Genomic DNA, 26943 nt, shown 5'->3' on the forward strand with positions numbered 1-26943 from the left:
CGCTTTTTTTGTATCCAATTCTGCACAGTAACAGTTCTAAGGTATATAATCGTCGAGGATTAAGCTAACTATGCTAACGATAATAATATAAGGACAAAGGATGACCGAGTCAGCACCTAAAGCCAAATACCGTAGCGACTATCAAACACCGTCGCATACTATCACAGATGTAAATCTTACTTTCGACCTTCATGAAACCCAAACTAAAGTGACCGCTGTTTCTCAAGTTAAGCAACTTGGTGAGGCAACAACCTTGGTACTTGATGGAGAAAATATCGAACTTATTCAAGTCAGAGTGAATGGAGAAGCTTGGAGTGATTTCATTACTAATGATTCCGGTTTGGAGATTTCTAATCTGCCAAAAGAATTCGAATTGGTGATTGAAAACCACATTTCTCCGTCAACGAATACTGCTCTTGAAGGTTTATATATTTCTGATGGTGCTTACTGCACTCAATGTGAAGCCGAAGGTTTCCGACGTATTACTTATTTTTTAGATCGACCAGACGTTCTTGCTAAATACACAACGAAAGTCATCGCAGACAAGGCAGATTTCCCATACCTCCTAAGTAACGGCAACAAAATCGAAGAAGGTGAGTTAGAAAGTGGTAAACATTTTGTTACCTGGGAAGATCCACATCCAAAGCCTTCCTATCTCTTTGCTCTTGTCGCCGGTGATTTTGATGTATTGCGAGATATATTTAAAACACGTTCAGGCAGAGATGTCGCACTGGAAATATTTGTAGACAAAGGCAATCTCGATCGTGCTAATCATGCGATGGTTTCACTAATTAATTCGATGAAGTGGGATGAAGAACGGTTCGGCCTTGAGTATGACTTAGACATTTATATGATCGTTGCGGTCGATTTCTTCAATATGGGTGCAATGGAGAATAAAGGCCTCAATGTCTTTAACTCTAAGTTTGTTTTGGCTAACGACCAAACCGCTACAGATACTGACTACTTGGGAATCGAAGCTGTTATTGGTCATGAATATTTTCATAACTGGACAGGTAACCGAGTGACTTGTCGCGATTGGTTCCAGTTGAGTTTAAAAGAAGGTTTAACGGTATTCCGTGATCAAGAATTTTCTTCGGATTTAGGCTCTCGCTCTGTTAACCGCATTAATAATGTTCGTATTATTCGTGGCCCTCAGTTTGCTGAAGATGCTAGCCCAATGTCACACCCAATAAGACCTGACAAAGTCATTGAAATGAATAACTTCTACACTTTGACGGTTTACGAAAAGGGAAGTGAAGTTATTCGAATGATGCATACGCTGCTAGGTGAAGACAAATTCCAAGCAGGTATGAGATTGTACTTTGAAAGGCATGATGGCACTGCAGCGACGTGTGAAGATTTTGTTTCCGCAATGGAAGATGCATCGGGAATCGATCTGAAGCAATTCCGTCTTTGGTATAGTCAATCGGGCACGCCAACATTAACGGTTACCGATAGTTACGATGAATCTGCGAAGACTTATACGCTTAACGTTTCTCAACAAACTCAGCCAACTCAAGATCAAGCCGAAAAGCAAGCGTTACACATTCCGTTTGACGTAGAACTGCATGATGAAAAAGGAAATTCTCTAGAGTTACGTTGTAACGGAATCGAGTTAAATAACGTGTTAAATGTAACCCAGAGTGAACAAGAATTTGTCTTTGAGAACATATCTTCGAAACCTGTGCCTTCAATGCTTCGCGAGTTTTCAGCTCCGGTTCGTCTCGAATTCGATTACAGCGATGAGCAATTAGCCTTTTTAATGATCAATGCGAAAAACGATTTTGCTAAGTGGGATGCTGGGCAAATGCTGTTGGCAAAGTACATTAAGTCGAATGTTAATTCTGTTCAAAGTGGCATTAGTGTAGAACTACCGAGCTTGGTGATTGATGCATTTCGAGGCGTACTACTGAACAAAGATTTAGAAGAGGCGTTCATTGCTGAAGCATTATCTTTGCCAAGCTTTAATGAAGTAGCCGGCTGGTATAAAACTGTAGATGTCGATGCAGTTTGCGACGTGTTGAAAGAGATTAAGTCACTGCTAGCAGATGCGTTACAAGATGAATTATCTGCGTTATACCACACGTTAACTCAAGCCGATTATTCGATTGAGCATGACGCAATTGGTAAACGCTCGTTAAGAAACCTTTGTCTACAGTACTTGGTGAACGTTGATGAGTACCAATACTTGGCCGAGCAACAATATCGTGATGCCAACAATATGACGGACACTATCGCCGCAATGACTGCCGCAAATAGTGCTTCACTTTCGTGTCGTCAGCTATTGATGGATGATTATAGTGAGAAATGGAGTCATGATGGACTGGTTATGGATAAATGGTTTGCCTTACAAGGGGCCAATCCATCAATCAACGCTCTAGAGAATGTTAAACATTGTATGTCACACAAAGCGTTTAGTTTAAGCAATCCAAATCGTACTCGCAGTTTGATAGGTTCTTTCTTGAACATGAACCCACGTCGCTTCCATGATATCTCGGGTGAGGGCTATCAGTTTGCTGGTGAGATATTGACTCAGTTAAATGAATCAAATCCGCAAGTAGCGTCACGTTTAATTGATCCGTTGCTCAAGCTGAAGAAGTACGACGAAAAACGTCAGGAACTTATCAAAGTCGAATTGAATAAGTTACGCAGTTTGGACAACTTAGCTAAAGACTTATTTGAAAAAGTCACAAAAGCACTAGAGTCATAATCGATAAATAGCCAATACTGTATATATGAACAGTATTGGCTTTTTCTTAAATAAACCTAAGGAAAATTACTTAAATTGCACAATATCTAAACAATATGAAACAGTACTGCTTTAATCTCAATATTTCGTATCAGAATTACCTTGCTCATTATACTGGTCATGCATCCAGTATTTTGGTGGTGACCGATGAGCGTTTAAAACTGCAGCTTCCCGCAAGTCGCTTTCGACCGTTTTTGACACAATTAGGCATTAAAGGTCGCTTTAGATTGATAACTGACCAGAACAATAAGTTTATACGGTTAGAATCACTGTAACCGCTCCAAATTATAGTGATATGAATAAGTGCATTAGTCACACTATCAAACATTTCCCTGAAACTTCTTCCATTTTTTATTAACTCTTTCTCAATAAAACTTTTACAATATAGAACAAGCCTACATCCCTCATAAAAACAAAAAGTGGAGCGTTTCTATGACCACGCGCGAACCAGTTGTTCCGGTTCTACTGGAGAAAGTATACAAGTTGATTGAATCCAAAGTTGAAGGGAGCAATCAGCCTTTAGTAACTAAACTCGCCAAACATATTTTTAGCAATGTTTCCCCCGATGATTTGCTACAAAGAAATGAATCAGATCTTTACGGTGCTGTTGTTAGTTTATGGCATCATCTCAATGAGAAAAAATACGATGAAGTGTCGGTTCGGGTATTCAACCCGGCGGTCAGTCGTCATGGGTGGCAATCAACTCACACTATTTTAGAAATCGCCGTTCCAGATTCTCCGTTCTTAGTTGACTCAGTCAAGATGGCTCTTAATCGAGTAGATTTGACTTGTCACATCATGCTTCATGGTCCGACTCAATTTGAACGCGATGAACAAGGGCAGATAACATCAGTTAATGAAGGGAAAGGGCACTTACAATCGATTTTCCATATCGAAATCGACCGTTTAAGTGACAAAGCTGAAATGTCAGCGCTTAAGGATGAGTTGGTTTCTATATTCGAAGACACTAGTTTGGTCGTTAACGAGTGGGAGGCGATGTCGGATAAGCTTAAGCAAATCACAAAAGATCTGGTTAAGAACAAAAAGAAACTTCCAATGGAAGCCGATCGTTTTGATGAAACCATCGCGTTTTTAGATTGGGTTGGTAACCACAATTTTACCTTTATGGGCTACAAAGAGTTTGATCTCATCAATGAAGAGGGTGACTCCATACTCAAACCTACCGAAGATAAAGGCTTAGGCCTGTTCGCCAGTGAAGAACGTGTCCGTTCGGTAAAAATTTCTGAGTTTTCCGACTCGGCACGCCTAGAAGCGAAAAAGCCTTTCCTACTTATTCTTACCAAAGGTAATAAAGCAAGTCGTATCCACAGACCCGCGTATACAGATTACATCGGAATCAAGAAATTCGATGCAAATGGAAAGGTTGTGGGAGAACATCGATTTACTGGCCTGTATACATCAGCCGTATACAACCAAAGTGTATCCACCATTCCACTAATTCGCGAAAAAGTTGATCGTATCTTGGATGCTAGTGGATACCGAAATGGATCTTATTCATATAAAGCGCTTCGTAATATATTAGAAAACTATCCGCGCGATGAACTACTTCAAGCAAAAGAAGAAGAATTGCTTGAGATAGGTATGGGTGTGGTTCAAATGCAGGATCGTGACTTGATCCGCTTGTTTGTTCGTAAAGATCCGTTTGGTCGTTTCTTTAGCTGCATGGTGTATGTTAGCAAAGATCGTTATAACACTCAGCTTCGAAAAGATACACAACGGATCCTTCAAAACTACTTTGGCTGTGAGCAAGAGGTTGAGTTTACGACTTATTTCTCCGAAAGCCCTCTGGCTAGAACCCATTACATCGTAAGGGTTGATAACAATAATATGGATATGGATGTGAAGGCGATAGAAAGAAACCTAATGGAAGTATCAGCGTCTTGGGATGATCGTCTTTCGGAAGCTATTGTTGCTAATTTTGGTGAAAGCAAAGGGCTACCGTTATCGAAAGTGTATTCAAGAGCATTCCCTCGTTCATATAAAGAAGACATGATGCCGACCTCTGCTGTGGCGGATATTGAGCGACTTGAATCCCTTGATGAAGATAATAAGTTGGGCATGCTGTTCTACCGACCACAAGAAGCGGCGGCGGATTCCAAAGAAGTTAAACTGAAGCTATATCATCGTGATGAACCAATACACTTATCCGATGTAATGCCAATGCTCGAAAATCTTGGTCTGCGAGTGATCGGTGAATCACCGTATGAGATTGTTAAGTCAGACGGCGGAACATACTGGATCCTAGATTTTGCGATGCTACATAAGAGTGATGCGGTTGTCGATCTTCGAGAAGCTCGCGATCGATTCCAACAAGCATTCGCTGCAATTTGGTCTGGTGGTTTGGAAAGTGATGGTTTCAACCGTCTGGTACTAGGTTCCGGTTTAACTGGTCGTGAAGTGTCAATCTTAAGGGCGTATGCGCGTTATATGCGTCAAGTCGGTTTCCCATTCAGCCAGCACTATATTGAAGACACTCTGAATCATTACCCAGATCTAGCAAAAGACCTAGTTGAGTTATTTGCACAGCGCTTTATGCCTTCTCTAAAAGGAAGCAAGAAAGGGCAACAACGTGTTATTGATAAGATCCACAAACAGTTAGATAAAGTAGAAAGCTTGGATGATGACCGTATTATCCGTCGCTATGTCGAAATGATTTCGGCTACGCTGCGTACAAACTACTATCAGAAAGATAACAATGGTGTTAACAAGCCTTGGTTATCTTTAAAGCTTGAGCCAAAGAACATTCCAGAAATTCCAGCTCCAGTACCTGCGTTTGAAATTTTCGTTTATGCGCCGGACATTGAGGGTGTACACCTACGTGGTGGTAAAGTTGCTCGTGGTGGTTTGCGTTGGTCGGATCGCCAAGAAGATTTCCGTACTGAAATACTTGGGTTGGTGAAAGCGCAGCAAGTTAAGAACACGGTGATCGTACCTGTAGGGGCAAAAGGTGGTTTTGTTTGTAAACGCCAACCACAACTATCATCACGTGATGAGATATTTGCTGAAGGTCAACGTTGTTATAAACAGTTCATCAGAGCGTTATTGGATGTATCCGACAACATTATCGAAGGTGAAATTATTCCACCGAAGAGTGTTGTTCGACATGATGAAGACGATCCGTATTTAGTAGTAGCTGCGGATAAGGGGACTGCGACGTTCTCTGACTTGGCCAACTCGGTATCAGATGAATATAACTTCTGGTTGGGTGATGCGTTTGCTTCCGGTGGTTCCAACGGATACGACCATAAAGCAATGGGTATTACCGCTAAGGGTGGCTGGGAGTCAGTTAAACGTCACTTCCGTGAAATGGGCATTGATTGTCAGAACGAAGACTTTACTGCTATTGGTGTTGGTGACATGGCAGGGGATGTATTTGGTAACGGTATGTTGTTATCGAAGCACATCAAACTTCAAGCTGCGTTTAACCACATGCATATCTTCATTGATCCAAACCCACAATCTTCAGCGAAAAGTTGGGAAGAGCGTAAACGATTATTTGATCTCCCACGCTCGAGTTGGGAAGACTATGATCCGAAATTGATCTCAAAGGGCGGTGGTGTTTTTGCTCGCAAAGCAAAATCGATCACGTTAACTCCTGAGATCCAAAAAATGCTTGGGACCAAGAAAGCATCCATGGCACCAAATGATCTTATTAAGATGATTCTCTCCATGGAAGTCGATTTACTTTGGAACGGCGGTATCGGTACCTACGTCAAATCTAGCGCTGAAACGCATACTGATGTAGGTGATCGCGCTAATGACGTACTACGTATCAACGGCAACGAATTGAAAGCCAAGGTAGTTGGTGAGGGCGGTAACTTAGGTATGACTCAACTGGGGCGTATTGAGTACGCTTTAACTGGTGGTCGTGTTAATACTGACTTTGTTGACAATGTAGGTGGTGTAGATTGCTCCGATAACGAAGTTAATATTAAGATCTTCTTGAATGGTCTGGTGTCTAACGGTGATCTGACGGTCAAACAACGTAATGAAATCCTTGAGTCAATGGAAGATGAGGTTGGCGAGATTGTACTAGATGATGCTTATTGCCAGTCAGAGTCTATATCAGTAACAGAATTCCAAGGCGTATCGTTAGTCAAAGAACAGATTCGTTTCATACATACGCTAGAAAAAGCAGGTCATTTGGATCGTGGTTTGGAATATATTCCATCTGATGAAGAGCTGATTGAGCGCGAGAAACAAGGCATTGGAATGACAAGACCTGAGCTCTCAGTGCTGGTGGCTTACGGTAAGATGGTATTGAAAGAAGAACTGGTGACTGATGAGATCGCGACCGATGCGTATCATCAGCAGCAACTGACACAATACTTCCCATCTGAGTTACGCCGTAACTACATAGAAAGTATGTCAACGCATCCTCTGAAGGCTGAAATCATCTCTACAATGCTTGCAAATCAGATGGTTAACGAAATGGGATGTAATTTCGTGACTCGTCTACAAGAAGAGACGGGTGCCACAGTGGTTGATATTGCCAATGCATACGCAGCATCTAGAGAGATCTATGGTTTTGCATACACCTTCGAGCAAATACGTAAACTTGATAATATTGCCAGTTCAGAAGCGCAATATGAGCTGCTGTTTATTGTACGCCGCACATTACGCAGACTTGCTCGTTGGATCTTGAGAAATCGACCTGGCAAACAGTCGGTTGAGCAACTCGTTGCTCGCTATCGTGATGATGTTATGAAAGTAGAGGAAACACTTGAAACTTGCCTTGTAGCTGAAGAAGTAGCGGAACATCGTCTACAAGCTGAAAACTGGGTGGAGCAAGGAGTAGGAAAAGAACTGGCCAATTATGTAGCTCGTTTATCTAGCTTACTATCCGCTGTTGATATTTCGGAAATCGCTGCAGAAGCTAACTTTAGTGTTGAGCAAGCCTCTAAACTCTATTTCCATCTCGGTGATCGTCTATCATTGCATTGGTTCTTAAACCAAATAAACAGTCAAGGCGTTGACAATAATTGGCAAGCTCTTGCTAGGGCAGCATTCCGCGAAGATCTAGACTGGCAGCAACGTTTGTTGACAGCGCAAGTCCTTAAATGTGGCTGTGGTGGCGATAACGAAGACGTTATCCTGTCACTTAATAATTGGATGGAAACTAATGCGAGTAGTTTGCTTCGTTGGGAAAATATACTCAACGAGTTCAAAGTAGGTAATGTTCATGAGTTTGCTAAGTTCTCTGTAGCACTCCGAGAATTGAGCTTGTTAAATTTAAATTGTGCAAACACACAATAAATAGATACTGCTAACTGGTTTTATTAAGTGATAAGCGCCTTTTATAGGCGCTTTTTTATTGTCGAGAGAATAATGAGTGACAATGTCACATAATTTGTGTTTTTATTCGCCTAATCGTTTGCGTTTTCGCGAGAAAACTAAAAACTTCATTGCATGTTCAAACAAATAAGTAAATAATACCACCCCGTTTACACGGGTTTTCTATCGGAGGCACAATGCTTTACCGTCTTGCCAGAACTGGCTTTTTCCAACTTGATGCCGAAAAGGCTCATGATCTCGCTATTCAGAACTTCAAACGTTTTACTGGCACTCCTCTTGATCTAGCATATCGTCAACAACTTCCTAATCGTCCTGTTGAATGTATGGGGCTGACTTTTAAGAACCCTGTAGGTCTTGCTGCAGGTCTTGATAAGAATGGCGAATGCATCGAAGCGTTTGGTGCTATGGGCTTTGGTTTTGTGGAAGTAGGGACTGTGACACCTCGTCCTCAACCAGGTAACGACAAACCTCGTCTTTTCCGTTTAGTTGAAGCTGAAGGGATTATTAATCGAATGGGTTTCAATAACCTAGGTGTCGATAACCTTGTAGAGAACGTAAAGAAAGCAAAATTTGACGGTATTCTAGGTATTAATATCGGCAAGAACAAAGACACTCCGATCGAAAAGGGTGCTGAAGACTACATTATCTGCATGGAAAAGGTATACGAGCACGCTGGTTATATTGCCGTAAACATTTCCTCTCCAAATACTCCGGGACTGCGCAGCCTTCAATATGGTGAAGCACTTGATGAGCTGTTAGAAGAACTGAAAACGAAACAAGCGGAACTTGCTGAAAAACATAATAAATATGTACCTCTGGCATTGAAGATCGCTCCGGATCTTAGTGACGACGAGATTGGCCAAATCTGTGAATCGTTGATCAAAAATAAAATTGATGGCGTGATCGCAACGAATACTACGTTGGATCGTTCTATCGTAGAAGGAATGAAGCATGCGAATGAAGCTGGTGGCTTAAGTGGTCGTCCAGTTCAATCACGTAGTACCGAAGTAGTGCGTCTACTTGCTGAGAATTTGCAAGGTAAGCTGCCAATTATCGGTGTTGGCGGCATTGATTCCTATGTTTCAGCGAAAGAGAAGTTGATGGCAGGTGCAACACTCGTCCAAGTTTACTCCGGATTCATTTACCATGGTCCAAAACTTGTTAAAGACATCGTTAAAAACCTGTAATTACTGAAAAGTTACTGGGTCTAATATAAGAGAAGGGGAAAATTGTTTTCCCCTTTTTTTTTGCGTAATCGTTTGTAGAATTATATTCAACTGACAAAAAAGGTAATTAAGCGTTTTACCTAACAGTCTGATTATTCTTTAAATATAAGAGACGGAACGATGCTTAAACCCAGCGATACATGGATCTGGTATATGGATGAGGACGAAGGTTCTCTCATGCTGGATTTGGGAGATGAGATGGTTTTTAAAACCAATCTTTCCCGAAAGCTCCTTGTCGACTGCGCGATGGGTCAGAACAACTTTACCGTAGATGACGCATCCGCGTTCCAAACCTTTAAAGACCAAATAAGCATATTGGGGCTATCTGAGCCTCGACAGGCTGAACTCACACTCTATTGTGTTGCAGCCAAGCGCTTCCATAAGCCTGTTCAGCCAAAGAGTTGGTTCTTTGACCATCAAAATGGCAGCTATCAACCCCAAGAAGGCGATTTAGTCCGATTAGTTAATCAACATTCGGAAGGTTTCTTTATTGTCCTAGAAGTCGGTGAGAGCGCTAGCTTATGTGCCTTAGTAGATTTAGAGTCATTTAGTTTGACTCCAAGTAAAGGTGTTCAATTTGGCCAGAGCATTAAAGTCATGCATGACAGAATGGCTTGTGCGCACCAATTTATGAGAATTAACCAGCCCATTGCTCTTGTCGGTTAAGAGCTTATAGGGTAATTAGAGCGCAAAATGCGCCAAATAGAAAAAGCAGTGGCAGCTTTTAGTAGTACACAACGATTCCAAAAACGTTCCTCGTAGAAATTTATCGGCCTTCATGGCCGATTTTTTTTACCTCAATCCTAGAGGATACACCTCGTATTTGCCACCATCTTCCTATCTTGCCTCTAAGAAACCTATACCTTTGAATCCTATCTGGTGATATTTCGCATATTTTTTTATCTAAATAGTGACTCTTTTTCTGCTTAAAACAGGGTGTTTTACCGCTATAAATTCCTCCTTTAGCTAAAAATGTAATAAAATTACGCACTAAAACACTCTTTGGTATAGACCAAAATTAATGTAAATAAGTATTCACTTCGTCCCTTGGTCAATAAATACGACTGGTATATCATTAACGGCTAATATAATGATGGTGACGGTGTTTATGAGTTTCATTCGGTTAAAGCTTGTTCGAACAAACTAATAACTAAGGGATTAGAGTAGGTTTGTTTAGTGAGAAGGCCGTTTGTCAGGTATAATCAACACCATTTTTCACAGTCAGATGAACACTATGAACCAATATCTTGCCGTTACTTCTAATGGACTCGAAAACCTACTGGCTCAAGAGCTTGAGCAGTTGGGTTTAACTTCAGTAAAACCTGTACAAGCGGGAGTGAAGTTTAAAGCGTCAAATGAGCAGATTTATCGAGCTTGTTTATGGAGCAGATATGCTTCTCGCTTTGTTAAAGTGCTTTCGGAGTTTACTTGCCAAGATGATATGGACTTATATCTGGCTGCGTCTTCCATTAACTGGATTAATCACTTCCATAGCTCAAAGAAATTTATCGTAGACTTTAACGGTACCAACCGTGAGATTCGCAATAGCCAGTATGGCGCGATGAAAGTCAAAGACGCCGTAGTAGATTGCTTCAATAAGAAGAATTTGCCTCGCCCAAATATCAGTAAAGACCGCGCGGATGTGCGTGTTCATGTGCGCCTACATAGAGATAAAGCGCTTATTGGCTTAGATATGGTTGGCTCAGGCTTACACCAACGTGGCTATAGAACAGAAGCAGGCCGAGCGCCTTTAAGAGAAACATTGGCCGCTGCCATTGTTGCTCGTAGCGGCTGGAAAGAAGGGCAAAACATGCTCGATCCTATGTGCGGTTCTGGTACGCTGCTGATAGAAGCGGCCATGCTTGCTGCAAATATGGCTCCTGGTGTTAAGCGTCAAACATGGTGTTTTGAAGCACTTGAAGATTTTGAACCGGAGATATGGGCAGAGGTTAAATCAGAAGCTAATGTCCAAGCTCGACGCGGTGTCAAAAAGACTGACAGCAGATTTTGGGGATTCGATAACGACCCTAAAGTGTTGAGAACCGCTAAAGAAAATGCCAAACGTGCAGGCGTTGAAGAGTTGATTAACTTTGAGCTTGGCGATGCGAGCCAAGTGACTAAACCTGCCGAGTTCGGAGAAGGTGTTGTGGTGTGTAACCCTCCATACGGCGAGCGCTTGGGCACGGAACCAGGGCTTATCGCACTTTATACCGAATTTGGCAACCAACTAAAAACTCAATTTGGCGGTTGCCAAGCCTCTATCTTCTCTAGTTCAGACGATTTGTTAAGTTGCTTACGTATGCGAGCAGAAAAACAATTTAAACTGAATAATGGTGCGTTACAGTGTCACCAAAAAAACTATTCAATTTCTCAGCGCTCCGAAGACGAGTTAGTCGGCAATAAGGACGCACAAGTTGTAGCTCCGGACTTTTCTAACCGTCTCAAGAAGAACATTGGAAAGATTGGAAAGTGGGCTAAAAAGGAAGGCTTAGATTGCTATCGCATATATGATGCTGATCTACCTGACTACAATGTTGCTGTTGACGTTTATCAAGACTATCTGGTTATTCAAGAGTACGCAGCTCCCAAAAGCATTCCAGAAGAGACAGCAAAGCGTCGATTAACGGATGTTATTCGTGCCAGTATCAAGGTAACCGGTGTTGATACCAACAACGTGGTTCTTAAAGTACGTGAAAAGAAAAAAGGTTCATCGCAGTACAACAAACTGGCGGCTAAGTCATCAAAGCTTCACGTAAATGAATACGGGGCTCAGCTAATCGTCAATCTTTACGACTACTTAGACACTGGCCTGTTCCTTGACCATAAAATTACTCGCCGTAAGCTTGGTGAAATGGCGAGCAACAAAGATTTTTTAAACCTATTTGCTTATACAGGATCTGCAACTGTCCACGCAGCATTGGGTAGCGCTAAATCAACGACAACAGTTGATATGTCAAATACCTACTTAGAGTGGGCGAAAGAGAACATGAAACTCAATGGCCAAGTTGGCCGTCAGCATCAATATATTCAAGCAGACTGCTTACAATGGTTAGAAAAAGCCAACGGTAGTTACGACCTTATCTTTATTGATCCACCGACTTTCTCGAATTCTAAGCGAATGGAACAATCATTTGATGTTCAGCGTGACCACGTAACGCTAATGACGAATTTGAAACGACTACTGCGCGAAGAAGGTACGATAGTATTTTCGAACAACAAACGACACTTCAAGATGGACTTGAAAGCCCTGGAAGAACTTGGCCTTAAAGCCGAGAACATTTCAGATAAAACTCTGCCACTTGATTTTGCTCGTAACAAACATATTCATAACTGTTGGGTTATTACTCACCAAAAGTAAAGGATTATGGAAAAGGAACTTATTCTATACAGTACTGAAGGATGCCATCTCTGTGAGATGGCATTTGAGCTCATATCTCAGGTTGGATTAACTGAGCAGTTACAAGTGATCGATATTGCTTTTGATGATGAGCTATTTTCTCGTTACGGCGTCACTATACCAGTTGTAAAAAGCGAACAATCTGAAATTAACTGGCCTTTTGACCTTTCTCAACTGAAACAATGGTTAACAGCTAATGGCATTACTTACCATTCATAATGGGCAACTAGCATTTGGTGATCATCCACTGCTAGACAAATCTGATTTCGCACTTCAAGAAAACGAACGTGTGTGTTTGGTTGGCCGCAATGGTGCGGGCAAATCAACATTAATGAAAGTGCTTGCGGGAGAAATCGTCATGGACGATGGCAAACTGCAGATCACTCAAGATGTCGTGGTATCACGGCTTGAACAGGATCCTCCGCGTGATCAGGCCGGTACGGTAGCTGATTACGTCGCCGAAGGACTGGCAGAAGTCGGTGAGTTATTAAAAACTTATCATGCTCAACTGGATTTGGTTGCACAAGACCCGTCTGAGCGAAACATAAATCGATTGGCGAAAACTCAAGAGAGCTTAGAAGTTGCCGGAGCATGGCGCTTTGAAGACCGTATTAAGAATATTCTTGGGGCTTTGAAGTTAGATGGCAACACACTGTTAACTGACTTATCTGGTGGATGGCAGCGTAAAGCTGCGTTAGCTCGTGCTCTTGTTTGTGAGCCTGATGTTTTACTACTCGATGAGCCTACCAACCATCTAGATGTAACCACAATCGAGTGGCTGGAAACTTTCCTAAAAGATTTTCGTGGCTCAATTATCTTTATCTCGCACGACCGCGCCTTTATTCGCTCGATGGCAACTCGCATTGTCGACCTTGACCGTGGTCAATTAGTTTCTTATCCAGGTAGTTATGAAACCTATTTGGTTGAGAAAGAGGAAGCATTACGTGTTGAAGAAATGCAAAATGCTGAATTTGATAAAAAGCTTGCGCAAGAAGAAGTATGGATTCGTCAAGGAATTAAAGCACGTAGAACGCGTAATGAAGGACGAGTAAGAGCGCTCAAAAAGCTGCGTGAGGAACGCCAAGGTCGTCGCGAAGTTCAGGGTAAAGTGAATCTTAAACTGGATGATAGCGCTCGTAGCGGAAAAATCGTTTTCGAAGCTAATGACCTCAATTATCAGATTGAAGGCAAAACCATAGTTAAGAACTTTTCCTTTAACATCCAGCGTGGCGACAGAATTGCGCTTATTGGTCCTAATGGTTGCGGCAAGAGTACTCTAATCAAGCTTCTCCTCGACGAATTACAGCCGACATCTGGAAAGTTGAAATGTGGTACTAAGCTAGAAGTGGCTTATTTCGATCAATATCGTGAAGCTCTTGACCCAGAAAAGACGGTGATTGATAACCTTGCTGACGGTAAGCAAGAAGTCATGGTAGGCGGTCGAGAACGACACGCGTTGAGCTATCTTCAAGACTTTTTATTCGCCCCAAAACGTGCCAGAACTCCGGTTAAGGCATTATCTGGCGGCGAGAAAAACCGCTTATTATTGGCGCGTATCTTCCTTAAGTCGAACAACTTATTGGTGCTTGACGAACCAACCAACGATCTAGATATCGAAACGTTAGAGTTACTCGAGGAATTACTTGCTAACTATCAGGGCACGCTGCTCTTAGTGAGTCACGATCGTCAATTTGTTGATAATACTGTGACTACGAGCTGGATTTTTGAAGGTGAAGGGGTTATAGAAGAGTTTGTTGGTGGTTATCATGATGCCCAACAACAACGAATGCAGGTCATCGAAGCAAGAAAAGCTTACGAACCTGTGAAAGAGACTAAAAAGCAAGCAGTTGAACCAGAAAAGAAAGCAACTGCTGTGAACTCTAAACCTAAAAAGCTGTCGTATAAGCTGCAAAGGGAATTAGAGGCACTACCTGCGTTACTTGAGCAGCTAGAGCAAGAATTAGAACAGTTGCAGGAAACCGTGAATAACCCTGTTTTTTTCACTAAACCTGTCACTGAGACACAACCAATTTTAGATAGTTTGTCTGCCAAAGAGCAGGAACTGGAAATTGCCTTTGAGCGATGGGAAGAGCTCGAAGCAATGCAACAGGAAAGTTAGTCTTCATGAGTCGTATTAATTTCAAAATTTCATTAATTGCAGCCGGTGTTATGGCTGCAACTTCAAGTCAGGCAGCGTTGTATAAGGTTGTGGAAGTCGACCCAACAGCGAGCATGAGTTCGACCGGTATCTATGATGCAGAGGTTACAGAGTTTTATGGATCTGCTATACAAAAAACTACTCGAGATCTAAGTGCTCTCCCATTAGGTTGTTTTCAAGATGGAACAACCTGTCCAGAATATTCATTAGCTGGAGATTCTAGGAATGGGTCAGAAGGGCATTCTTATCGACAAGAAGTACCCTTCAACTATGACTCTAGTTTCTATTACACAGATTGGGGGCGGAATAGGGACTATTGCCGAAACGAGCTAGGTTATCAAACTTGTGACCCTGCTTGGACTGACAAACTGTGGTATAGCTTTGGTTCAGGTAATAATGGTGCTAACGATAGCTGCGCAAGCAAACGTGGCAAGTTTGGCGGTCTTTTACGTGAAAGAGATGCATTCCTTAACTCACAACAAACAGGGTGGAATAACTGTTATGGTGAGGATAATTACTATTCAAACGCTTTAGCATTTGAAGAAAATACTGCTTCGTCTAACCCAGATTCTCCATCAGCAGCTAGTCGACTATCAATCACACCATCTTCTGTTTACAAGCCTGCTGGCGTGTCAACAGCGGACCAAAATTCCGAAAATGTTGTAGTTAATAACCTGTTGGATAATGGTACAGTCATAGGAAATACTAGTTCAGGCTATTACCGAACTTCTGCAGGCAATTTAGCTACAGCTTATAGAAACCGCGGCTACGTGTTTAGTGGCAGTTCAACAACGATGCTACCCCCATTAGCTAACGATGGTACTGATGATGAGAAAGCTATTACCGCTCAAATGGGACGTACAATGGCTTGGGATTCCTTTAGTGATGGCACGAATACTTACTTTGTTGGTAGTGCATCCGTAGGGCCGTTTGATTACGGCGACAGTAACAAAGATTGGGGAGGTGATTTAAATAATTGTGTTGGTAAGAGTGACCCAGCTGCATTGCGTGAATGTCAGAACTTTGCTTTTGCAACTAAAGCTGCTGTTTGGAATGTAAATGGAGACGTATTTCAAGCATCCAATTGGACAACTGGTACTTCACGAAATGTAGATAAAAAGGCTATGCAAGGTAGCGCAAGAGCTGCTGTTGTTAGTAGTAAAGTGGTAGGAGACCTTAAGGATAAGCCGGTATTGGTAGGATTAAATAGTTTCCAAGATGGTAGTAACCTGTTTATGGAAGCAACAGTCTTTAAGCCATCGACAGATCCTAATGCAAAAATTGAGTCTGGTAATTATTGGTCACCAGTACGGGTTACGCGCTCGACGGTAAAAGATGGCGATGATTTCGTTTATAGTAACTCTCAAGCGACAGACATTAATGAGAACTTTGTTTTAATTGGTGAAGCAAAACGTCGTGGAGATAAGAGAGAGAATGGTGCAGCACCAAATCGTATGTTCCTTGCCTCTGTTGATTCATCTTCAGGCGCTGCCGAGGCTCGCTATTTTGATGAACTAACTGGCAACAGTGGTATCTTCTTCCGCGGTGTTGGGGGTGAAACTGGTGCGATCAATAATTTCAATGAAATTGTTGGTGCAGTAGATGCAGAACAATCTACCGAGTATTTTGGTAAGAAGCGTCGCCAACGTGGTTTCATTTACCCTTATAATACCACTGGTACTGTTGCTGAAAGACTTGCTATCTTCGAGGGTAGACCGTGGTTGTTAGATGATTTGACTAATGGTGGACAATTTAGCGTTAGTAACAACCAATATCGCATTGTTGATGCTTCAGATATTAATGATGACGGTGTTATAGCTGCAACTGCACTTAAATGCGCAGGTGGTTATGATACAACTGGTCACAACTCGTATTGTGGTAATGGACAAAAACCTGAAAAAATTGTCGCTGTTAAGTTGATCCCGATCCCAAATGCTGCAGATCGCACCATTGAAGCTCGCGCATTAGAAGCTGCACCCGTAGAGCGTAAGGGTGGTAGTCTCGGTTGGATGGCAATGATTTTCCTAGGGTTCTTAGGGTTACGCCGTAACAAATAGTCACAAGTGACAAAAATCCCAGGTTCACACTTCTGAATCTGGGATTTTTTGTGCCTTGTGATCAGCGGAATAATGCGCAATTATTAAAGAGGAGTAACAAAAGCTCCACAAATCTTTAATGGTAGAAAGCTGGGAGACTGGCTTTGTATAATGAGGACCGTACTATGAAGAGACAAAAACGTGATCGTCTAGAGCGAGCTCAATCACAGGGTTATAAAGCTGGATTGAATGGTCGATCGATGGAAACCTGTCCCTATCAACAAATGGATGCTAAGTCTTATTGGCTAGGCGGTTGGCGTGATGCCCGAGATGACAAACATTCAGGACTCTTCAAGTAAGTCGGGAGCAAAATTGAAGTATTTTAAGGCCTCATCTTGAGGTCTTTTTTGTGGTTGTTACTTCTAATGCACTATAACTAAATATGTGTGAGTAAAATAAACGACTCCGGAGAGTCGTTTATTGAAAGCTTCGATTTAGAAAGTTGATGTGTCTTTAAAGAGGCCGACTTTTAGGTCTTTAGCAACATAGATTTCTTTACCATCTACTAGAACACGTCCGTCAGCGATACCCATAACAAGCTTGCGATTTACTACGCGCTTCATATGTAGTTCATACGTTACTTTTTTCGCAGTAGGAAGGATTTGACCAGTGAATTTTAGTTCACCCACACCAAGAGCACGACCTTTGCCTTCACCACCAATCCAACCAAGGTAGAAGCCAACTAGCTGCCACATTGCATCTAGACCAAGACAACCTGGCATCACTGGGTCACCAATAAAGTGACAATCAAAGAACCATAGGTCAGGGGTGATATCTAATTCTGCAACAATTAAACCTTTACCAAAGTCACCCTCGGTTTCTGACATTTTAGTTACACGATCCATCATCAGCATGTTTGGTGCTGGTAACTGAGGGTAGCCTTCGCCAAATAATTCACCACGGCTAGAGGCTAGAAGATCTTCACGGCTATAAGATTCACGTCTGTTTTGCATTATTAAATTACTCCAAATTTTGGTATGAGCATCTTAGTGAACAGGTGTACGCTAGACAAGTCCGACCACGACTAGACAAACCAGTTTTTAACCCTTTCTAACAAAGTTTCTGGCAGTTCAAGTTTTTCAAAATTTTCAATACGTTCGGCTATCTTTCCAATAACGCTATCTTCGTCTTCACTCTTGAAAGGCTTATTAAGAAGGAGAGGAACCACTTCGTCAACGTGTGTAGCTGACCAAATATGGAACTCACCTTGCTTAATACTTTCTACCACCTCAGTACTGAGTGCTAGGTGTTGAAGATTAGTTTTTGGGAGTACAACACCTTGTTTACCAGTAAAACCTTGGTGTTTGCATACGCTGTAGAAACCTTCGACTTTCTCATTGAGGCCACCGACGGCTTGAACGCGGCCAAATTGGTCGACAGCACCTGTGACCGCAATTTGTTGGTCGATAGGATAGCCAGATAATGCACTTACGAGAGAACACAACTCAGCTAGCGACGCACTGTCACCATCAACCTCGCAATAAGATTGCTCAAACACAATAGAGGCAGAATAAGGGAGCGGGGCATCAAGGTCCAACTCGGAAGAAACGAACGCCTGCATAATCATCATGCCTTTCGCATGGATGTTACCGCCAAGATCAACTTTTCGCTCGACATCAGAGACATCACCATCACCAAAGTGCACTACGCAGGAAATTCGAGCGGGTTCTCCGTAGGAAACTGGGTGCCCGGGAATATCTATAACAGTTAATCCGTTGACCTGGCCAACCTGTTGTCCCTGAGTTTCAATAACAACTTGCCCCTCGAGAATATCGTCAATTGCGCGTTCAGGAAGATACGCTTCTCTGCTTCGTTTCGCACAAATTGCTTCCTCAATATGAGCGGATGTTATTACTTTGTCATGACTAAAAGATGACGCTTCACCAAGTAGTGCCGAATGCCAATCGATGGACAAAGGAAGATACTGCTTATCTTCTGTTTCACGAGCTCCGGCTTGGAGAAGGCGCAGGTAGGCTGAACTATCTAGATTATATTCGGGAAGCTGCTTCTCTAGTAGACCATTTACAAAGCCGAAGTAAGTCGAGATAGTTTTTTCGGAGACCTTTAGGTCACTTTCGAGTTCTGTATACTGCATAAAGCCAGAACGGAAATCATTATCAGCATAATCAAATTCAGCGAGTTGGTCTCGGTCACCAAGAATTATCAATTTAAAATCTGATTGGAATTGTGGCGGAGATAAAACAGTGGACTGCTTATCAATGGCCACACTATTTAGTGACGCTCCTGAAAGCAAAGCCTTAATATTTCCCCAAGCGCTTAACGTACTTAATGCCGCTTGAGTTGAAGCCACAAGAAATCCGTTATTAGCTTGTGAAATTAATCCAGCGGAAACTTCAAGTTGGTTATCAACCTTAGCGTAATGATCAAACAGTAGCGCTGAGCTTGTATCCTTTGTCACGACAACATGTTTTCCTAATGCTTTGAGTGAATCAGCTATTAGTTCACGGTACTTTAGGTTGTCACCATCTTTAACAACTAACACTTTAGATTTACAAGCTTTTGATGTGAAAAACTTAAGAGCGGCTTGTAAACGAGGTTGCAAATCAAGCAGCGATGCTGGTGCAATATTCGGTGCTTGTTCAATAGTGGTTTGATAGTTGTTGTACTGCGGACAAACGTCTTGCCAAGGGACTAGATTCATTAAGGTGCTACTTATTTAAAATTTGGATGGAGTATACAACGAAACCAGAAGTAACGTTAGTAATAGAGCACGTTTAATCGGGAGCAGATTCTCAGATTTTGTGTTCTTTTATTGAGTTGTTACGTGACTTGGGTTACGCTGTCACTGTAAATAGAGTAGGGACGCAAACCAATGAAATACCAACAGCTTGAAAACCTAGAATGTGGTTGGAAGTGGCAGTATTTATCTAAAAAGTGGCGCGAGGGTGAGAATATCACTCGCTATATTGATACCAGTGAAATCGAGCAGGCCGTTGCGACTTTTAAATCATTAGAACACGAGCCTACTCTGGTTCTTGATTGGATTGATGAGCATATGTCTGCAGAGCTTGATAATAAACTCAAGCAGGCAATTCGTGCCAAGCGCAAGCGTCACTATAATGCAGAACAAGTTCATACAAAGAAAAAGTCTATCGATCTTGACTACCGAGTTTGGGAAAAGCTGTCTTACCGAGCAAACGAACTCGGATGTACATTATCCGAAGCGATCGAATACTTGTTAAGTGAAGCGTCGCGCAGTGAGAAAGCGACCAAGACAGTGAGCAGCCTAAAAGAGGACTTAAGTAAGTTACTGTCTGATTAGCCAGGGAATAGGGAGTAGTTGCGATGTTATACGTTGTTCTGATAGGTGCACTTGTTGTTTTTTGGCTTGTTGCCGTTGACCGTCCAGTTTTAACTGTAAAATTTGATAACGGTGAACTAGGTAACGTTAAAGGTCATATTCCTCCATCTTTTCGACATAATCTTAAAGATATTGTTGAGCGTGATAAAGCGACAGGTGTTTTAAAAGTTTACCAAACCCGTACCGGTATGAAGCTAAAATTTAGCAACTCAGTAGCGAAAGCATGCCAACAACGTATTCGAAATGTATTCCCACATCAAGGATTCAAGTCAAAAGGCAAAAAGAAATCTCGATGAGTTCCAATTAGTTTAGAAGTGTAGGCGCTGTAAGAAGCGCCTTTTTTAATATACCTAATGCACTATAACTAAATTAATTGACTCGATAAGATAAACAACTATCCGTGCGCCGCTATTTCTCGTTCATCCCAGATTTTCATTAGGGTACGCCTTGATTCAGAATCCAGCATTTGTATCCGGCGACAAGTCCAGTTCTCGGCAATGTAATCAGCCATCTCTAGTGAGATAGGGTTGTTATCTGTTAAATAGGTTTCTAAAGCTGCTTCTGCCTCCAATAATGACAACCCTTCGATATCCCATTTTTGAATTCGCGTATAGCTAGTTGTAAACCACTCAATAGGTAAAGACATAGAATATTCCTTTTCTAATAATTCTTGTTGTTCTCGTTGGTGAAATTAGAATTAAACATCTAACTCATTTTGTAAAGAGAATATCTTAGAAAAACACAATAAAAGTTTATAAATATCTAAATTCATAATCATATTCTATTTATAATGGTAGTGTTATATATTATTTTTTCGTTTTTTATTATTGCTATTAATATCAAGATTGATACAGTCAATAACTTGTTCTTTCCTTTGTTTGTAAACCTGTGGGCAGCAGTTAACTGGAAGTGGTGTGAAGTATAAATGTGTATTTACAATCTTCCTTTACTATTACTAATTTCTATCAATTTTCGTGGTGTGAATATAAACTAGATTAATAATGGCATCGTATATATCTAGTACTAATGATTTAAATTAAATGTAAAGCACCTATTGACTATTAATGTATAAATATTGTACTTGATTCGATCCTCTTTGTGTTGCAGTCGCTAGGAGACCGTATTCAGTTAGTTAAAAATGGCGTTAACGATCGCTGTTAGTAGATAGACGAATGCTATAAGCAGTTCTAGCCAGTTCATATATACCTCCTTGGTAAGTACAAGATAAACTTTAGTTTGGGTTCTATCTTTTCCCAATTCCATATCAATAGATTACCGATTTTCTCAGTATTGGCGTAATGATTTTTCTGTGGTTGATACTAACACGAACCTTTGATACCACAATGATTAGTATGCAGAACACGCAATAACAATCCCTTGAACATTCGTGTGGGAAACAACCGGCAAGGTGCGGTGTTTATCTCGCGTCGAAACCTTTTCGCTTAATAAATAAGGCTTTCCAATAGGCGCTAAGATGCTTCGAAGCTATCAAAGTACTTATGTAAAACTCAACGCCGTTCATGAAATGATTTAGTGTTTTGCACCAAAGAACGAAAATGACTCAGATAACTACGCACGTTGTTTAATTAACGCCTATATCAGGGGGCACGAATGGCTAGGAGCACTAACAATGAAACTCGACTTAATGGTTCTCGTGAGATAGATATTGCGATCTAGCAGCTTAAACAAAGAAATAACGGGCTTTTTACTATTTAAACGTTTTTGGTATTCAAGGTGGCGCAGTCATACAGCATCCAAACTTTCTACAAGATTTACGGCTATAAGAACCGTCATTTGCTGAACGCTGCATAATGCGTATGGATGTGGAAGCAGGCATCTCACAACATAGAAACTGCCAAGACATTTAGACGAGTTAAATTAATTTTCGGTATAAGGGTTAACTAACCATAAATCAAAAGGATGTGAGTGCCAAGATACATAAGTTTCCCACGGGAAGAAGTCTCAGCATATTCCTACCTAATTCCTATACCTTAGTGCGCATTATGTATATTATGTTAAATAGGATGCGCATGAGCTTAAAATCCTTACCTTGAACCGCTCTACTATCCTTGTTTTAGCCCAGATTTAACCATAATCGATATTTACCATAAAATACCTAATAAACACATAAACTTAATCTGACGATTACGATTATGTGTTTATTACGATAATTACGCTTATAGACTCGTTCTCAAGTTGTAGTTGCTCATGTTTGTTTCACTACACTAAATTGTCATCAAGGTCTTGTTGAGCTCCGCCACCTGTATTGTCATCAGTGTCAAAGCTGCCCGAGTCGTCTGTGAAGTCAACATTAACCTGGGTGTTGTCACTTTGCGTCCAGTCTGTTCCTTGTTGTTGTTCGGTAGAAACTGTCTGCCCGCTTTGTGTTGATTGCAGTGCGTATTGTTCACTGACATCGATCTGTAATGTCTCACTTGCTACTTCAATCGGTGCATCAAGTTCATCTACACCTTGATAATTGACATCTACTTGTCCTTCAAATGCATCACTGAACGAAACGGTTAATGGCTGTGTGAGATCTCCTGATATTGTGTAACTGCCATCACCATTGTCTAGGCCTCCTGTTACTTCAGCATCATTTGGAAGTCCAGTAACCACAATGTGGTCAACTTCATTAGATGAAGACGCCGCTTCTGGTGTTTCCAGATTGATAACATCACCTGGTGCGACGGTCACATCAAAGCTGTCATCTGTTTCAGTATTATCTGGCACAACGGTCTCTAAAACTGTTGTTTGCTGCTCTGAGGCTTCCATTGCTTCAACGCTCAGATTCAAAGGTATGTTTTGTTCATCTCCGTTAGTAGTGATTGTAGTTGCTAGACTGATATCACCATCGAACGTATCATCTGGCCAAAACGTCCAACTATTTTCACCAGTTGAAATCAACGCGCCGCTATCACCCGTATAGGCTAAAGCGGTAACGTCGGATTCGTCAGTCAAACCTAGATTTTGAAGTAAGTGTGACTCTGAGATTTCGATAGAAGAATCAGCGGATTGAACTAGTAGGCCGCTATCAGCCGAGCTTTCTTCTACACCTACATTGAAGTGGCTTTGCACGCTATTGTCACCATCACTAGCGACGAAACCAATCTGAGCGGGGCCACTATAACCTTCAGCCGGAGTGAATTGATAGCCACCCTGCCCGTCTGATTCAATAATACCTTCACCACCAAGTAAAGAAACTGATTCGATACTAAGATCTTGATGATCATCAGAGCTGATCGTTGCTAACATATCACTATCTGAAAAATAGAGCGTTTCACTTGGGTTAACGTCTGCCTGGCCAATACCATCAATTTCTAAAGTATTAGGTAATGAACTTCCTGATTCATAAACGCCGATGCTCAACTGCTCATCATGGATAATCCCATCTTTTTCAATTATGTATGCTAGGTCTACATTCCCATAAAAGTCAGGTGCTGGTATAAAAGTCCAAGTTCCATCTGAGTTGGTGACTAAATCTCCCTGAGTATTATCAACTAAATGAACGAGTCTTACTGCATCACCCTGCTCTGCCTCCACATTTTGAGCTAGGTTAATGAGCTCGTCAGTACTAATAATGAGCTCATTACCTGAGATAACGTTAACATCACCAGCAAAGACACTATCATCCTGACTTGTAGTTTCATCACCATAGTCGACTGTTGTCGCCGAAACGGTCACAAAGAAGTTGCCGTGAAAATCTTGCGGTGGCGTCATTTGCAGATTATTGATATCCCAATCGGTAATGACGATCTGCTGACCTGCTTCCTCAATTACTACGGTATGAGTTCCGTCGGTGATTTGGAATCCTACGGGATAACCTGTCATCACGAGTTGACTTAGTAACTCAGAGCTATCAACTAACGATACATCTAGGTTTAAGTAGCCGGTCGTATCTTCTGAGAACACTAATGGCCCATCATGTGCGGTTGTGATAACAGCGCCGTCAGCTACGGGACGAATGTATACGGGCACATCTAGTGATGTTTCAAATTCTCCGTCAGAGACAATAATTTGCAGTTCGGAGATACCTGCAAAATCAGCGGTTGGGCTAAATGTCCAAGTGCCGTCTTCATTTTGGGCAATTTCACCACCATCTTCGGAATCAGGTACGATGACCCGTGAAACGACCAGCTCATCGGTATCTATGTCATCAAAGAGATCCACGAGATCTGATGCATCAAATGTAAAGGCACCATCCTCATTGGTGGTCAAAGATGCGTTGCCGACAGCAAATGGTTCATCATTAACGGGGATTACGTCGATACTAACAGTACCTTGAGCCTCTAAAGCATCGTCTGAAACAGCATAGTCAAGCTCAATCAATCCATTAAAATCTTGACTGGTTATGAGGTGGTACATACCGTCTGGCTGGACTTGCAATGTTGCATTTTCCGGTGCTCTTACGCTTAATTGATCGAGAGTTAGCGTATCTCCATCTACATCTGACGCTTGCGCAAGAATATACGCTGGATCGATGACTAAGATCTGGTCTTCATCTGTGGATAGTGAAATTGCAGGTGCATCAGGCGCATCATTGACCTCTAAGAGATTGAGATGACCGCTTGCTTCGGTATCAAGCTGTCCGTCGTCTACTTTAAAAGTGAATGGAACATCACCATTGAAGTTCTCCACCGGAGAGAATGTCCATGTTCCATCCAGATTATCGACAAGCGACCCAAATGAAGCGTCTATCTGAAGGTCCTTCGCCGTCAACGTGTCACCGTCAACATCACTGGCATAAGCCAGTAAATCTTCTTGAGAGATAACGATACTCTCGTCTTCAACACCAGAAAGTTCAACATTTTCGGAGATCGGTGCATCATTCACAGCTTCAACGGATAGATTCAGAGTGTTAGGAGTAACGAACTCTCCGTCTGTAATCTTATAGCTGAGTTCGAGATCACCATTAAAGTCTTCGTTCAGTGTAATAGTGAATGTACCGTCATTATTGTCTGCAATAATGGCATTTTCATCGTTGGTGGCTAGCTCGAACGCCGTCAACGCATCGTTGTTTAAATCGACAGCATTAGCTAACAGCATTTCCTGGGAAACCAATAAGCTTCCATCTTCTTGCATCGTCGCAGAGACTGGGGTTGATTCAGGTGCATGCTCTCTTGCATCAATATGGATGGTTTGTGAAGTGGTCGATGTATCTCCATTGGATTGTTCTGTTGATGTCGCTTCAATGTTGAGGTCAAACTCACCACTGTAATCAACGGGCAACTCTATCGAAATTGGTTCCAGTAGTGCTACTGTTGGAAGTGTGATAGGTTCGGAAGAGTCAATATTTACCTCACCTTGATAGATGCTGGTATTTACCTCACCTAAATCAATGGTAAATAGGAAATCGTCAAAGTCGCGATCCCCTCCGTTGTACATGTCTTCAATACCGTAGACTAGCTCATTTTCGTTGTTGAAATAGGTACGAGTATGATTAATGTTATCTTGATTTAGATTGGGGCTTGTTCCCCCATGGAAGATAGCATCACCATTCTGACTTCGGATTACAGTCTCTCCTCCATTGCTGTTAACAAATACCAGTTGCGGGTCAATAGAATCAGTAGTAGCTAGCCCACCATTGACGTCTTGAAACTCGTAATGGCCATCGCTGAACGAAGAGAAGTTGTTATGATTAAAACCATTTGGCACGACAAATAGATTAAAGCTCTCACCTTCTTCTAGATCAAAACTAAATGCGGACTGTCCGGGTACTAAATCTCCTCCTCCTCCTACCTGAGACGCATTTTCGTAGACGATTTCAACGTCGTTAATCTGTCCGTTTTGGTCAACCTTATAGTATCCGACTGCATTATAGTATCCAGCCCCCTCACCTTCGAAAGTAACGGTAATTTCACTATCAACATAACTTGTGAGTCCATTATCTTGGTCATCGAGAACGGTTTGACTATCATAGCGGAGCACTGAGCCTTCAGGAATACCACTTGCTTGAACGGTAACTGATTCAGACCCATCCAAATCAGTCACTTGAGCTGAAACATTTAATTCAACAATATTATCAGGGTCAACTTTGAGCCCATCTACGCCAATTTCAGCACCCAGTTCATCGGTTACATTCAACTGAGGGTCGTCGGCGACGGCGTTGACAGTTAATGAGATCGTTTCTGTTGCGGTTAATTCACCGTCCGATGCTGTATATGTTAGAGGAACCTCGCCGTTGAAATCATTAGATGGTGTAAAGCTAAAGCTACCATCACTATTCTCAACTAATACACCATCATTTCCAGAGTAACTTACATCGGTAATATGCAGTTCAGTGCTATCGATATCTGTTACACTTTCAAGAAGTTGTTCTCGTGTAATCGTAATCGTATTGTCTTCATCAACGTTGAGATCCACTTGTGTCGTATCGGGAGCATCATTAATGGCAACTACCGCTATAGCGATTGAGGCACTAGAGGTATCAGTACCATCAGACACATCAAAGCTAAGATTCAACGCACCATTATAATTTTCGTTTGGAGTGAATGTGTGAGTACCGTTACCTAGTGACGTAAGTACACCGTCGGTACCTTCATAGTGGACGCCGGTAACCGTTAAATCATCACCTTCAATATCACTCGCACCCTGCAGCAGTTCAGCGTCCGTAAAGGTTAAGGTGCCATCTTCATCCATGCTAAAGCTCTGATCGTAAATCACAGCGGCATCATTGACA

15 protein-coding genes and 2 pseudogenes are annotated in these 26943 nt (G+C 41.8%); 12 read left to right on the forward strand and 5 right to left on the reverse strand.

Annotation, left to right across the window (positions count from 1 at the left end):
- Window positions 1-100 precede the first annotated feature (100 nt).
- From pepN to rmf, 10 genes are all read left to right on the forward strand, one after another.
- The gene (pepN, locus tag L2W36_RS09460; RefSeq protein WP_236109876.1) at window positions 101-2710 is read left to right on the forward strand and encodes an aminopeptidase N; all 2610 of its coding nucleotides are present in this window, start codon (window positions 101-103) and stop codon (window positions 2708-2710) included.
- Between the two features lie 95 nt (window positions 2711-2805).
- The gene (locus L2W36_RS09465) at window positions 2806-3024 is read left to right on the forward strand and encodes a DUF2835 domain-containing protein (protein WP_006074533.1); all 219 of its coding nucleotides are present in this window, start codon (window positions 2806-2808) and stop codon (window positions 3022-3024) included.
- A 157-nt stretch (window positions 3025-3181) separates the two neighbouring features.
- Window positions 3182-8026 carry an NAD-glutamate dehydrogenase gene (locus tag L2W36_RS09470; RefSeq protein WP_038230488.1) on the forward strand — a complete coding sequence of 1615 codons (4845 nt, stop codon included), beginning with the start codon at window positions 3182-3184 and terminating at the stop codon, window positions 8024-8026.
- A 215-nt stretch (window positions 8027-8241) separates the two neighbouring features.
- A complete protein-coding gene (gene pyrD / locus L2W36_RS09475) occupies window positions 8242-9252 on the forward strand; it encodes a quinone-dependent dihydroorotate dehydrogenase (protein WP_006074530.1) in 1011 nt (336 codons plus the stop codon).
- Between the two features lie 159 nt (window positions 9253-9411).
- Entirely contained in the window at window positions 9412-9957 is a 546-nt protein-coding gene (locus tag L2W36_RS09480) for a cell division protein ZapC (RefSeq protein ID WP_038230493.1), read from the forward strand.
- Between the two features lie 568 nt (window positions 9958-10525).
- The gene (gene rlmKL / locus L2W36_RS09485) at window positions 10526-12649 is read left to right on the forward strand and encodes a bifunctional 23S rRNA (guanine(2069)-N(7))-methyltransferase RlmK/23S rRNA (guanine(2445)-N(2))-methyltransferase RlmL (protein ID WP_236109877.1); all 2124 of its coding nucleotides are present in this window, start codon (window positions 10526-10528) and stop codon (window positions 12647-12649) included.
- Window positions 12650-12655: 6 nt separating this feature from the next.
- The gene (locus tag L2W36_RS09490; RefSeq protein ID WP_081411582.1) at window positions 12656-12907 is read left to right on the forward strand and encodes a glutaredoxin family protein; all 252 of its coding nucleotides are present in this window, start codon (window positions 12656-12658) and stop codon (window positions 12905-12907) included.
- Window positions 12885-14807, forward strand: coding sequence for an ABC transporter ATP-binding protein (locus tag L2W36_RS09495; RefSeq protein ID WP_236109878.1), 1923 nt, complete (start codon window positions 12885-12887; stop codon window positions 14805-14807). The genes L2W36_RS09490 and L2W36_RS09495 overlap by 23 nt, the downstream gene beginning before the upstream one ends.
- Before the next feature lie 5 nt (window positions 14808-14812).
- Window positions 14813-16903 (forward strand): DUF3466 family protein, encoded by a 2091-nt coding sequence (locus L2W36_RS09500; protein ID WP_198557835.1) that lies wholly within the window; start codon window positions 14813-14815, stop codon window positions 16901-16903.
- A 164-nt stretch (window positions 16904-17067) separates the two neighbouring features.
- A complete protein-coding gene (gene rmf / locus L2W36_RS09505) occupies window positions 17068-17241 on the forward strand; it encodes a ribosome modulation factor (RefSeq protein ID WP_006075701.1) in 174 nt (57 codons plus the stop codon).
- 135 nt (window positions 17242-17376) lie between these two features.
- Here rmf and fabA read toward each other — a convergent pair whose 3' ends face one another.
- Window positions 17377-17895: a bifunctional 3-hydroxydecanoyl-ACP dehydratase/trans-2-decenoyl-ACP isomerase gene (gene fabA, locus L2W36_RS09510; protein WP_038230501.1), complete on the reverse strand. Its 519-nt coding sequence runs from the start codon at window positions 17893-17895 to the stop codon at window positions 17377-17379.
- Window positions 17896-17966: 71 nt separating this feature from the next.
- Complete coding sequence (locus tag L2W36_RS09515) at window positions 17967-19604, reverse strand: S16 family serine protease (protein ID WP_236109879.1); 1638 nt, start codon at window positions 19602-19604, stop codon at window positions 17967-17969.
- 171 nt (window positions 19605-19775) lie between these two features.
- Between L2W36_RS09515 and matP the strand changes: the two genes are divergently transcribed.
- On the forward strand, window positions 19776-20225 hold the full coding sequence (matP, locus tag L2W36_RS09520; RefSeq protein WP_006075455.1) for a macrodomain Ter protein MatP: 450 nt from the start codon (window positions 19776-19778) through the stop codon (window positions 20223-20225).
- Between the two features lie 23 nt (window positions 20226-20248).
- Window positions 20249-20560: a DUF3634 family protein gene (locus tag L2W36_RS09525; protein ID WP_006075456.1), complete on the forward strand. Its 312-nt coding sequence runs from the start codon at window positions 20249-20251 to the stop codon at window positions 20558-20560.
- A gap of 98 nt (window positions 20561-20658) precedes the next feature.
- On the opposite strand, the gene L2W36_RS09530 is transcribed toward L2W36_RS09525, so the two are convergent.
- The 3 genes and pseudogenes from L2W36_RS09530 to L2W36_RS27495 all read right to left on the reverse strand — a co-directional run.
- Window positions 20659-20910: a hypothetical protein gene (locus L2W36_RS09530; protein WP_006075457.1), complete on the reverse strand. Its 252-nt coding sequence runs from the start codon at window positions 20908-20910 to the stop codon at window positions 20659-20661.
- A 2402-nt stretch (window positions 20911-23312) separates the two neighbouring features.
- A pseudogene (locus L2W36_RS27490) lies at window positions 23313-25649 on the reverse strand (tandem-95 repeat protein); the annotation flags it as partial.
- Between the two features lie 705 nt (window positions 25650-26354).
- Window positions 26355-26943, reverse strand: a pseudogene (locus L2W36_RS27495) (tandem-95 repeat protein); the annotation flags it as partial.

The sequence above is a fragment of the Vibrio sp. McD22-P3 genome (genome assembly GCF_021568915.1).
Lineage (GTDB): Bacteria > Pseudomonadota > Gammaproteobacteria > Enterobacterales > Vibrionaceae > Vibrio > Vibrio mediterranei.

What these genes read in the sequence shown, in the direction of transcription:
- L2W36_RS09490 (WP_081411582.1), top strand. Translation starts at nt 12,656, where the DNA reads ATGGAAAAGGAACTTATTCTATACAGTACTGAAGGATGCCATCTCTGT.
- L2W36_RS09480 (WP_038230493.1), top strand. Translation starts at nt 9,412, where the DNA reads ATGCTTAAACCCAGCGATACATGGATCTGGTATATGGATGAGGACGAA.
- L2W36_RS09500 (WP_198557835.1), top strand. Translation starts at nt 14,813, where the DNA reads ATGAGTCGTATTAATTTCAAAATTTCATTAATTGCAGCCGGTGTTATG.
- matP (WP_006075455.1), top strand. Translation starts at nt 19,776, where the DNA reads ATGAAATACCAACAGCTTGAAAACCTAGAATGTGGTTGGAAGTGGCAG.
- L2W36_RS09530 (WP_006075457.1), bottom strand. Translation starts at nt 20,910, where the DNA reads ATGTCTTTACCTATTGAGTGGTTTACAACTAGCTATACGCGAATTCAA.
- pyrD (WP_006074530.1), top strand. Translation starts at nt 8,242, where the DNA reads ATGCTTTACCGTCTTGCCAGAACTGGCTTTTTCCAACTTGATGCCGAA.
- rlmKL (WP_236109877.1), top strand. Translation starts at nt 10,526, where the DNA reads ATGAACCAATATCTTGCCGTTACTTCTAATGGACTCGAAAACCTACTG.
- rmf (WP_006075701.1), top strand. Translation starts at nt 17,068, where the DNA reads ATGAAGAGACAAAAACGTGATCGTCTAGAGCGAGCTCAATCACAGGGT.
- L2W36_RS09465 (WP_006074533.1), top strand. Translation starts at nt 2,806, where the DNA reads ATGAAACAGTACTGCTTTAATCTCAATATTTCGTATCAGAATTACCTT.
- L2W36_RS09495 (WP_236109878.1), top strand. Translation starts at nt 12,885, where the DNA reads ATGGCATTACTTACCATTCATAATGGGCAACTAGCATTTGGTGATCAT.
- L2W36_RS09470 (WP_038230488.1), top strand. Translation starts at nt 3,182, where the DNA reads ATGACCACGCGCGAACCAGTTGTTCCGGTTCTACTGGAGAAAGTATAC.
- L2W36_RS09515 (WP_236109879.1), bottom strand. Translation starts at nt 19,604, where the DNA reads ATGAATCTAGTCCCTTGGCAAGACGTTTGTCCGCAGTACAACAACTAT.
- pepN (WP_236109876.1), top strand. Translation starts at nt 101, where the DNA reads ATGACCGAGTCAGCACCTAAAGCCAAATACCGTAGCGACTATCAAACA.
- fabA (WP_038230501.1), bottom strand. Translation starts at nt 17,895, where the DNA reads ATGCAAAACAGACGTGAATCTTATAGCCGTGAAGATCTTCTAGCCTCT.
- L2W36_RS09525 (WP_006075456.1), top strand. Translation starts at nt 20,249, where the DNA reads ATGTTATACGTTGTTCTGATAGGTGCACTTGTTGTTTTTTGGCTTGTT.